Here is a 10,821-nt window from a genome sequence, read left to right on the forward strand (position 1 = left end):
TTATCCCGCCATCAAAGCGCCTTGGGGCCGCGCGCGCAAGATTCGCTGTCCTCGATCTCGCGCGTGGCACCGACGCGGTGGACTCGGGGGCGGCCCGCGCGCAAGGATCGACAGGTGTCGCTCATGCAAGACTTCGAACGCGTCCGGGACGTCGTCACACAGACCGATCCGAGCTTTGCCGGCGTCGATCGGGCGACGCTAGACGCGAGTATGGAGGACGTGCGGGCCCGGGCCGCAGAGGGGGCGACGGAGCCGTTTCTTCTGTCTGCCATGCAACTCCTGGCCCTCGCGGGCAACGGCCACACGCGCCTCATTCCGAATGACGCGATCTCGGTGCTGCCGGTCCGCTTCGTGGCCATCGGCGCATCGGTTGTCCTGACACGGACCGCGGGGCAGCGCGCGCATGCCGTGCCGTCGACACTCATCGCCGTTAACGGCATGGACGTGGCCGAGTTCGAGCGCGCGGCGGCACCGCTCCTTGCGGGAACGCCACAGAGACAGCGCGTGATCGGGCCCATTCTCCTGGCCTGGCCCGCTGCCTTGGCCCATCTGGGCGCAGTATCGACGGGCGATGTCACGCAGTACCGGCTAAAAGACGCGGGCGGCGCGGAGACCACCCTCGAACTGCGCCATGGTGAGACCGTTCCGGCCTCCGAGCTCTACCCGAGGAACGAGCACGGCCGCTCTGATCCCGGCTGGAGCCCGCGCGCGTTCGCGGAGATCCACGAGCGCGGAGAGGCTGGCGTGATCCTTGAGTTGCCGAGCTTCTTCGATCCGGGGCGTCGCGCGCTCCCGGATGCCATCGGGAAAGCCGCCGCCTGGATCCGCGCCCACCGCGACAGGCGCGTCGTGCTCGATGTGCGCGGCAACACCGGGGGCGACTTCCTCCTGACGATGCCGCTCATCGAGGCCGTGGTCGAAAGCGCGGGGCCCGCTGGCGTCGCCGTGCTCGTGGACAAGTTCACGTTCTCCGCGGCCATCGTCTTTGTCGCGATCCTCAAGCATCGGCTCGGGAAGAAGCTCACGATCGTAGGGGAGGAGATGGGCGACGGGCTAAGGTTCTACGCCGAAGGCGATACGCTCGATTTGCCCGCGAGCGGCGCGGCCGTGCGCTATTCATCCGCGCTCCACGATTGGGAAACGGGCACGGTGGACGAGACCACGCCAGCCGACATAGCGCGCGTCATCGTGCCGGTGGGCCGGCTGGAGATCGCCAGCCTCGAGAGCGACCGCTGGAAACACCTTGCTTTCGACCGGGAGAGCCGGGCCGGGGTCGTGCCCCCGGGCTAGCCGATCACGAGCCTCGTGCCGTCCTTGGCGAGCGTCAGTGGCCCCGCCCACGTTGTCCTCACGGCTTTTTCCCATGCCTCGTCCGTGAACTCCGCAAATCCGTCCGGCACGAAGTGGTTGAGTACGAGCGCCTTGACCCCGGCTGCGCTGGCGATGCGTCCGACATCCTCGGCGGCGGTGTGGCTTCGCAGGATGTGCGCCTTCAGCCGGTCGTCGCCGTTGGTCATGCGCGCCATCAGGAGGTCCACGCCCTCGGTCAGCATGGCCTCGTGCACGAGGAGGTCGGCGTCGCGGGCGAAGTCCACCATCTCCGGCATGAAAGCCGTGTCGCCGGAAAGGACCACCGCGTGCGCGCCCCACGAGACGCGCAGGGCGAAACTCTCGACGATGGGGGGATGCACATTGCGCATGACGTCCACCAAGAGGCCCTCGAGCGGGACGGTCTCGCCGTCCCGCAGGGTGCGAAAGCTGATGAGCCCCGCGAGGTCCACGCGCCCTTCGTCCTCGATCCTGAGGGCGATGTCATCGTGCATGGAGGCAAGAAACCCCTCCCAGTACTGCGGGAGGCGTGAGGGGCCGAAGACCACGAGTGGCGTGCGGCGACCGGCCGTCCAGGCCGTGTGAATCAGCGGGCCGAGTTCGAGGTAGTGGTCCGAATGCAGGTGGGTGATGAAGATCGCGTCGAGGTCCACGAGGGAGACGCCTTGATCGCAGACCGCCCGCGCGGCCCCGAGGCCTGCATCGACGAGGATCGTCTGGCCCGCCACCTGGAGCAGGATCGATGTCGGCATGTTGGAGCCCGGGCGGATGGCCGGGCCGCCCTTCACACCGAGGATGGCGACGGAGGCCTTCATGGCGCTAGACCCGCCCGGCATGCAGCGGCCCGCGGCCGGCGCCGCCTCTGCAGGGGGCGAAACGAACGGGGCGCAGCGACCACGGCGCGCATTTGAGGAGTGCGTGCGGGGAGGGGCAGGGGACTTTCTTCATGGGGCGACGCTCGCCTGTGCTGCCGGAGAGGTCAATCACGCGCTTAGGCATTCTGGTGCGGTGCTCGTCTTCAGCGAGCGAGTAGCGAGACCGCGCAGCAGCGTGACCCGCGCCGCCTTTGACAAATGGCCGGCTAAAGAGACAGCCTGTCTCTATCATTGAGCCCAACCTTCAGCCACGGGAGGCTGCCATGAGCGACACGTCACGCTTTGACCACAAGATCGAGGAACACATCCTGAAGGGTGGCGAGATCAAGGACGCCGCGCCGGATTACGGCTACCTCAGCGGGTTCGGCAATACGCACTCCACCCAGGCCGAGGAGGGCGCGCTGCCCATCGGCCGGAACTCGCCCCAGCGCCCCGCGCTCGGGCTCTATGCCGAGCAGCTCTCCGGCACTGCCTTCACCGCCCCCCGCGCCGAGAACAAGCGCTCTTGGCTCTACCGCATCCTGCCCTCGGTCAAGCATGGCCGGGGCTTCGAGGAAGTGCCCATGGGCAACCTGCGCACCGCCCCGGCGCGGGAAAGCGATCTGCCGTCGATGCAGCTGCGCTGGCAGCCGCTCCCCATCCCCGAGGCGCCGACCGACTTCCTCGATGGGCTCGCCACGATCACCACCAGCGGTGATGCCGCCATGCAGGCCGGGATCGCGAGCCACGTCTATGTCGCCAACAAGGACATGGGTCACCGCGCCTTCATGAACGCGGACGGCGAGATGCTGATCGTCCCGCAGGAGAACCCGGCGCGCTTTGTCACCGAGTTCGGCATCCTCGTCGCGGAGCCGGGCGAGATCGTGGTGATCCCGAAGGGGGTCCGCTTTCGCGTAGAGCTCGTGGCGGGGCCGATCCGGGGCTATATCTGCGAGAATTACGGGCAGGCCTTCGTGCTGCCCGAGCGCGGCCCCATCGGCGCGAACTGCCTCGCGAATGCGCGCGATTTTCTCTCTCCCGTGGCCGCCTACGAGGATCTCGAGACCGAGCACCATCTCTTCTGCAAGACCGGCGGGCGGCTCTTCCGGACGGTGCTGCAGCAATCCCCGTTCGACGTGGTGGCCTGGCATGGGAACTACGCGCCCTACAAGTACGATCTGCGCCGCTTTGCGCCCATGGGAGCGACGCTCTTCGATCATCCGGACCCGTCGATCTTCACGGTGCTGACCTCGCCGTCCGAGACCCTCGGCACCGCCAATTGCGATTTCGTGATCTTCCCGGACCGGTGGCTCGTGATGGAGGACAGCTTCCGCCCGCCCTGGTACCACATGAACGTCATGTCGGAGTTCATGGGGCTGATCTACGGCGTCTACGACGCCAAGCCTGAAGGCTTCCAACCCGGGGGCATGTCGCTGCACAACGCGCTGGTGGCCCATGGCCCGGATGCCGATGCCTTCGAGGCCGCCAGCACGAAGGAGCTGGCGCCTGAGAAGCTCTCGGGCACGATGGCCTTCATGTTCGAGACCCGCTACGTCCAGAATCCGACGGCCTACGCCTCGGACCTCGACCTGATCGACACCGCCTATCCCGACGTGTGGGATGGCCTCGAGCGGACCTTCCGCAAGCCCTAGCGCCCGCCCCATCGCGCCCTCTTCGCCAAAGATGTTTTCGGGCGGCGGGCTTGGCCCGGCAGGCGCAAGGATCAAGGGCAGGCCCGGACTAAGAAAACGGGGTAGGATTTCTCGCGAGACGTCGGCAGAGTGAGGCCATTGCTCGCATGGGCGTCATTCGCCCCGGCACAGTCCATTGAAGCGAAAGGATGATTAAAAAGATGCGTCAACTTTTCTTGGTGATCGCGATCCTCGCATGCGGGAGCGCGTCGTCCCAGACCTTCGAGGAGACGGTGGCAGCGGCCCAGGCAGCGGTGGGCGACATCGCGCGCTACCAGGAGGCGCTCCAGAACCCGGACCCCCGGTTCCAATACGCGATGATCCAGCAAATGCTGAAGAACCCCGATCCGGCGCTCCAGAGGATCGCGAAGGAGCACGCGCTCTTTTCAACCAACCCCGTCATGCGTGAGGCAGCGATCAAGGCGATTTTCGATGCCGGGACCACGCTGCGGGTGCAAATGGCAGGGACCGGCGAAACCTATGAACAAATGACAAAGTTCGTGGAGGAATACGGCGGCGTATTCACCGGGAGAGTTGGTGAGTTCCTGATCCCCGTCCCAGCAGCAGTCAATGACTCATGTTGGGGAACTGAGCGTGCATGCGCGTTTCGCCAAGTGGGTAATACCGTTCAGATCGAACTGTCTGGCGGGTCGTACAATAGCATAAACGCGACCTCCACTCTCGGAAATGACGGCGTGCTCCGTGGAACCATGACCCACGAGCAAAACGAGACGGTCCAAATTCAGATCGACCTCAAGCAGTGATCACTCGACCCAGAGCGTATCGAGCCTGAGCGGGCGGTCCGCGAACCACACGTCCATGATCGAGACCCGCACGCGGCGGGCGACCGTGCCGCCGGTGCGAAGATCAAATGTGCCGGTGGGCGACATGTCAGGCGCGGCGAGCGGCGTCCAGAAGGCGGCGCCGGGCAGGCCACGGTCCACCTCGATGACGATGCGGCGCGGCGGTGTCGTGGCCTCCGCGGGCTGGGTCCGCAGCGCGATGAGGTTGACCGGCACGAGCGCGCTTTGCGACAGCGTGATCTCGAATGAAATGGGGCGTCCGGGCCAGTCCGCGATCCAAGGTGAGGTCAGGGACCCGGGCTCGAGCGCGGTCGCGCCGGTTTGACCGCCCCCCTCGAAGGCCGTGACCCTGAAGCCCGCGCCGCCCGTCCCGCTATCCGGTATGGCGCGTGTGGCGGGGTGATTTCCGGAGAGGTTGGCGCGGGCGAGCGCCGAGACCCTGTCCATGCGCAAGAACCTCGCCTGTTGCGTGTCGGGATCATTGGAAAGGGCGATCCCCGCGAGGACGCCGCCGACGCTGACGACAGACCCGGAAAAACCCTGAGTGAGCTCTCCCTCGACGCCTGCATCGTTCATCACGGTGTAGAAGGCGTTGGCCCGCACATCCACCAGCGACACGCCCATGCGGTCGAAGAAGCCGCCGCCGCTATGGACACTCTTCACCAGCCCGGTCTCGTTGGATTGCAGGATGCCTGAGATATCGCGGCCCAGCGCGCTGAGCTCGATCGTGCATCGCCCGGCGAGATCGCCCTCAACAAAGGCGAGGGCAAGATCGGTCTCGGGGTCGCGCCAAAAGATCTCTGCCGCACCGGCCTGGCGCGGATTGGGCACGGCAAGTGCCACTCGGTCCCGCTGGACAGAGACATGATTGGGCAAGGCCGCGTAACAGAGGCCATTATGAACAAAGAGAAGCGCCTGACCGAGGCCGTCATCCACCAGTGCCACATCCGCCGCCCGCGCGCCGGGCACGGCCATGGCAGTAGCCACGGCTATCGCAAGAAAATGCTTCCGTAATCCCATGGCTTCGGCCTTAATGCGCATATTCCATTCAGTATTTTGAGGATGTCCGCAAATGCGCGCCTTGATTGCAACATTTCTTTGCGTCCTTGCCGGCTCCGCTGTGTCGCAGGCCCAGCAGGTGGAAGCGATCTCTGGAAAAGTAGTGGCTGAGGCGGAGCAGGACCGCACGCTCATTTCGAAAGCGGGATGGTTGCGCGGGCTCCACGTGCTCGGAACAACCCTGCAGACGCTCGAGAAGCCACAAATCCACGCGTTCTTGCCCGCGGGCGCCGAGGTGCCATTGGTTTGCGCCCGGATCACCTCGATGGCCGGGGACTATTCGGCGATGGTCGAGTTCGACATTGAGGCGAACGCGAACGCCGGGACGCAGCGCATGCTCACGTACGATCAGCAGAGCGATCTCGCCCTTGCCAACACGCCTGAGACTGGCGGCGTGGTCGTTGAGCGCGGCCCCTGCGAGGGCGACGTTCCCCAGTTGGCGGGAAAGCCCCGCGATTTTTACGTGAATTTCTGGAACCAGGCGGGCGAGCCGAAACTGGACGCAGATCAAAACGCGACACTCGTCCTTTTGATCAATGTGTCCCGTGCGGACAGCTTGCAGGCCCAGGCAGTGCTGCTGCCAAGTGCTCCGGGAGGCGCGCCTGTCAGCGCGGCGGTGCCCTGCAGCAAGATCAACGCTCCGGAGGCGCTGGCTTACAACTTCGAATGTCGCCTGATCATGTCCCCGGACGTGATCAGAGGCATGCACGGCAACCTCATCGAGTTCTCCTATACCCGCATCTACCGGGGAGAGCCCTCCGCCGTGCGGCGGGCCAACCTCCATTTGGGCCGACCCGATCGCTAATCCCGTCGCCAAACTGGTGGGGGACGGGCGGAGGCTTCTCCTCGATCTCCTGCGGTGGCCGATCACCGGCGGCGCGGCGCGTTTGATCACGCTTTTCGCCTTCTTCGGTATCCTTCTCTACTACGTGCCGGAGCGTGAGCAGGCGATCTCCGTGTCCGCATCGACCGAGCGGCTCGTGGTGGAGGTGACCTCCAACCAGCTCGTCTGGGATCTGCCGGAAATCCTGATCTGTCATCCGCCCGAAGCGGCGGCCGTGTCCTCCGGAGGTCTCTTGGCGAATGCGCCTACCCAGCAGGAAGCGTCCGAGGCGGACGCAGGAACGTCGAACGACGACTCCATAGAATCCCGCTCCGTTGTTCCCCAATGCGATGATGCGCCCGCAGGCGGTGCATCTACGGAAGCGGACGAGCAAGACGCCAGCGAGGGGATAAAAAAGCTGCGCGCCGCGACGGTGGCCTGGCCCGAGGGCTATCGCCTGGAGTTTCGGGCCTTTGACGACGACTACGTGGAAGTCGGGGTGACTTTTCCTCCCACCGTACCATCGGAGGACGGGCAGGGGACGGAACAAACACCGCAAGTTGCAATTGATTTCGAGGATGGTGGCCGTGCAAAGCAGGCGCTCGTTCTCTCCGGGAGCATTCTGCGCATACCCTACTTCACGGAGGGCGAGCGCACGGTTCTGGCCCTGCGAGGCTACGTGATCGTGGGCGGGCCCTCCACGACGGCGAACACGCATCTCTTGCGCGCGGGCAGCTACGAAAGCCGTCAGACACTGCGGCCGGGTCAGTCTCCCCCGGTGGTGGCCAACGCCACCTTTCTGCCGGGAGACCGGGTGAGCTTCGAGCGCCATGCGCCGCCGCTCTGGGCGCGGATCGCCGGTGTGACCTCAGCCCAGGATGACAGCGACGCGCCGGTCTCCCGTGCCTTCCTGACCGATCTCGATCTCCGCAACCGAGCCTTCGACGTCGTCGTCACGACGGAGCCCTTCTTCGGCGCGGTCGTCTTCACGCGGGTGGGGGGACAGCCCACCGACATCATCCCACCCTGGACCGCGCGCCTTGCGGCGGATGCGGTGCCCGTGGCGGTGGCGACAGTGCTCGGCCTCGTGGCTACGATCCTTGCGATCCTCAGGACGTATCTGCCGGACAAGGGGCAGCAGGCGCGCGCCCAGCAAAGCGGCAGGACCAAGAGGGACGCATTGGATGCCCCCGACGTCGATGAAAGTCTTGGACCAGAGTGAGGGCGGGATGGTAACCAAGGGCAAGTTATTTGAGTTTCGGAGGTTCTCATGAAGAAATATCTGAGCGTCGCGGCTTTTGCCGCCCTTGTGTCAGGGCTCGACGGCGCGCCGGCCCATGCGGATGGCAAGGACGTATTCCTCGGCGCGGTTCTCGGCGCCATTGCCAGCGAGGCGGTCCGCAGCAATCGACAATCCAACCAGCAGACCACCCGGCGCGTCGTGCGGCAGCAGGCCCCCAGCCTCAACAGCCAGTTTTCGCGGGCCGAGCGTGTCGAGATCCAATCCGCCCTTGCCAACCAGGGCTATGCGATCGGCACCATCGACGGCATTCTCGGCCAGAACAGCCGGCGCGTGATCGGTCAGTGGCAGGCGAGCCGGGGTGAGGCGCAGACCGGGCAGTTGACCCGAGCGCAATACGTGGCACTCGTGAGTGGTGCCGCCGGGGCACCCGTGACCTTCGCGGCGCGCCCGCTCAACCGCAACGAGGTCGTGCTGCTGCAGGAAGGGCTCCAGCGCCTCGGCTACTATCGCGGTGGCATCGACGGCCAGCAGGGCCCCGGCACACGGGGCGGCACGACGGCCTTTCTGGCGTCCCAAGGCTTCGCCCAAGGGCAGCTGACCCCGGTCCAGACGCTCGTGCTTGCACGGCAGGCGGCGGGGCTCGGGTCTCCGACCTACTTGCAGACCGAGGCCTCGGGGCAGATGGCCGCCTCTCCCTTCGGCGCGCCGCAGCAGCAATCGCCATTCGGTTCAGCGCCCACGCAGCAAGCGACTTTCGGAGCCGCGCCGCAAGCGGGGTTTGGAACGCCTCAGCAAGGGTTCGGGGCGCCACAGGGAGGCCAGCAGGCCCTCTTCGGCGCGCCTCAACAGCAGCAGGGCACATTCGGCGCCGTAGTACCACAGCAAGGGCAGCAGGCCGTGTTCGGCGCGGTGCCTCAGCAAGGCGGCTTCGGGACTCCACAACAGGGGCAGCAGGCGGCCTTCGGCACAGTGCCCCAGCAGGGCGGCTTCGGCGCAACGCAACAAGGCGGGCAGCAGCCGGTCTTCGGCGCAGCACCGCCCGCTCAAATGCAGCAGGGCACATTCGGTGTTCCTCAGGGGCAGCAGGCCGGGACGTTTGGCACCGGCCAGGCTCCTGTGCAGCAGACCTTCGGCGTGGCGCCGCAGGCACAGGGTAATCAGTTTGCCCCGCAAGGCGGCCAACTGAACGCGCAGCCTCCGATGCAGCAGCAAGCTCCGGCATCGACCCTCGATATCTTCAGCGGTGGTGGCGCGGGGCAACAGCCCGCGCCCGCAGCGCCGGCACCTGCTGTCCCGCAATCGACCGCGCCCCAGATCCTCGTGGGCGGTCAGGCCGGGGCGGGTGTGCAGCAGCCGGTCTTTGGAGCGCCGGCGACGGGGGGTGTCCCCGAGCAGCCCACGGGGCAAATGCTCTTCGCGCCGCCGAGCAATTGATCTTTCCTTAAAGCTTGAAAAGCGCCGCCACCGAGCGGCGCTTTTTCCTTTCAGCCGTCTTGGCCTGCGGCGGCCGGGGCCGGCGCCGCGTCTTCAACGAGGGGCGCTGCTGGAGCTGCAGGTGCCGCGGGTTCGTTGGAGGCCACTGGTTCTGGCTCGAAGCTACCCCTGAAGGGGACAGCGGGGGAGGTCGTCCATCCACGCTGGGGCACGTTCTCTAGAATCTTGAGTGTGCCACGGAAGCGCTGCTGCCCCACGCCTTCCACGCCCAAATCCACCTTTCCGAACACGGTCGCGTAGCGCGTCGTGGGCGTTTCATCTCCCCAGTAAGGAAGAAGGCCGGGCAATTCAGCGTTATACCCCGGCAACTCAAGCCGCAGGATGAAGGACGAGTGTCCCACCGCGGCCGTGCCGGATAGCGGAACGCTGGACACGGGCGCGAAGCCTGTGGCCGCCTGCGTGCGGGTTCCCGTCCCCACGGCGCGAAAATCCTGCTGCTCGAAGTTGATGGTGGCCGCGAGGGATATCGAGGAGGCTCGCAGCTTCATGGGCGTTGTGATGTCGAGGCGCGGCGCACCGCCGACCTGCGGATGGCGGAACTCGAGGATCCGCACCACCGAGGAGGCCGACAGGCCGAAGAGCGTCGCGTCTGTTGGGAAGGCCTGGATCTTGTACTCGCCGTTGTTGGCCGCCACGAATTGGTAGCTGACGATCGCAAACAGATCGCGCCCGAAGGTCTCGAATATCGTCCGCGCGTCGCTGGCGGGCAGTTGTAATTTGTCGGGGAACGGAAAGCTGGGCGCGTTGGGTCGGATATTCTCATCGACGACCGTGAAGCGCCAGGGGAAGGCCTCGGCGTCCACAGGCGTCCCTTGGAAGATCTGGCGCGCGCAGTTGCTGGGCGTCGTTCTCCCGTTCGTGGCGGAAATGTTGCTGCCAAGGCCTGCGTCGAGCCCACGCACGCGCTGGATCGGGAGCGTCTGGGTTTCGAAGACGTACTGCCCGGTATCGATCCCGAAATGCCGGTCGTAGCGCTGCGATAGGCGGGCCGAGGAGATGATCCCCGCAAGCGCCTGCTGGTACTGGAAGACCCCGTTGAAGAAGTCATTGCGCTCGAATTCATTGGCAAACGCCCGGTCGCACCTGATGCCATCGGCGGTGGACAGGAGGTAGGCGATGAAATTGACGTAGAAATTGGGATCCTGAAAGCGCTGGGGATTGGCCTGGATCCAGGCATAGAGCGCACGGGGATAGGGCGCCTGCAGGTTTTGCGAGCGCGCGAGCCCGAGGATATCGAGCTTTGTCGCGAACCCGCTCCCGGTCGGGGCCTGTTGTGCGCTGGAGGGTGTCGAGGCACCTCCCACGGCCATGAACGCCGCGCAAATCAATCCGAAAACAAATCTCATCATCGAAGCATCACCCCGCAGCCTGGGCTGCTAAACGTGTCTTAAAAATCGCTTGGATAAGCTTAGACAGGGGCGTCGCCGCGGCGCAACGAATTTGAGCCTCGCAGTGGGATCCGAGGCGTCGAAAACGGGGATGGCGTGATCGGCTGGAGCACGACTGAGCCGGGATCATGGAGAGC

Annotated in this window: 9 protein-coding genes; 6 read left to right on the top strand and 3 right to left on the bottom strand. The window is 65.7% G+C overall.

Annotation, left to right across the window (positions count from 1 at the left end; all coding sequences use genetic code 11):
- The first annotated feature begins 123 nt into the window (after positions 1-123).
- The gene (locus AAFM92_02100) at positions 124-1,290 is read left to right on the top strand and encodes a peptidase S41 (GenBank protein MEL7299152.1); all 1,167 of its coding nucleotides are present in this window, start codon (positions 124-126) and stop codon (positions 1,288-1,290) included.
- On the opposite strand, the gene AAFM92_02105 is transcribed toward AAFM92_02100, so the two are convergent.
- Positions 1,287-2,144, bottom strand: coding sequence for an MBL fold metallo-hydrolase (locus tag AAFM92_02105; protein MEL7299153.1), 858 nt, complete (start codon positions 2,142-2,144; stop codon positions 1,287-1,289). The two genes, AAFM92_02100 and AAFM92_02105, sit on opposite strands and share 4 nt — an antisense overlap.
- Positions 2,145-2,467: 323 nt before the next feature.
- Here AAFM92_02105 and hmgA point away from each other — a divergent pair, with 323 nt between their 5' ends.
- Together hmgA and AAFM92_02115 are read left to right on the top strand one after the other, a co-directional pair.
- On the top strand, positions 2,468-3,835 hold the full coding sequence (gene hmgA, locus AAFM92_02110) for a homogentisate 1,2-dioxygenase (GenBank protein ID MEL7299154.1): 1,368 nt from the start codon (positions 2,468-2,470) through the stop codon (positions 3,833-3,835).
- A gap of 200 nt (positions 3,836-4,035) precedes the next feature.
- Positions 4,036-4,638, top strand: a complete 603-nt coding sequence (locus AAFM92_02115) for a hypothetical protein (protein ID MEL7299155.1) — start codon at positions 4,036-4,038, stop codon at positions 4,636-4,638.
- On the opposite strand, the gene AAFM92_02120 is transcribed toward AAFM92_02115, so the two are convergent.
- Positions 4,639-5,664, bottom strand: a complete 1,026-nt coding sequence (locus tag AAFM92_02120) for a hypothetical protein (GenBank protein ID MEL7299156.1) — start codon at positions 5,662-5,664, stop codon at positions 4,639-4,641.
- An 85-nt stretch (positions 5,665-5,749) separates the two neighbouring features.
- Between AAFM92_02120 and AAFM92_02125 the strand changes: the two genes are divergently transcribed.
- From AAFM92_02125 to AAFM92_02135, 3 genes are read left to right on the top strand one after another with little or no spacing between them, the layout of a single operon-like run.
- A complete protein-coding gene (locus AAFM92_02125; GenBank protein ID MEL7299157.1) occupies positions 5,750-6,541 on the top strand; it encodes a hypothetical protein in 792 nt (263 codons plus the stop codon).
- A 16-nt stretch (positions 6,542-6,557) separates the two neighbouring features.
- Positions 6,558-7,781 (top strand): hypothetical protein, encoded by a 1,224-nt coding sequence (locus AAFM92_02130; GenBank protein MEL7299158.1) that lies wholly within the window; start codon positions 6,558-6,560, stop codon positions 7,779-7,781.
- Between the two features lie 48 nt (positions 7,782-7,829).
- On the top strand, positions 7,830-9,236 hold the full coding sequence (locus tag AAFM92_02135) for a peptidoglycan-binding protein (GenBank protein MEL7299159.1): 1,407 nt from the start codon (positions 7,830-7,832) through the stop codon (positions 9,234-9,236).
- Positions 9,237-9,286: 50 nt separating this feature from the next.
- On the opposite strand, the gene AAFM92_02140 is transcribed toward AAFM92_02135, so the two are convergent.
- Complete coding sequence (locus AAFM92_02140) at positions 9,287-10,642, bottom strand: hypothetical protein (GenBank protein MEL7299160.1); 1,356 nt, start codon at positions 10,640-10,642, stop codon at positions 9,287-9,289.
- Positions 10,643-10,821 lie beyond the last annotated feature (179 nt).

The sequence above is a fragment of the Pseudomonadota bacterium genome (assembly GCA_038533575.1).
Lineage (GTDB): Bacteria > Pseudomonadota > Alphaproteobacteria > Rhodobacterales > Rhodobacteraceae > Shimia_B.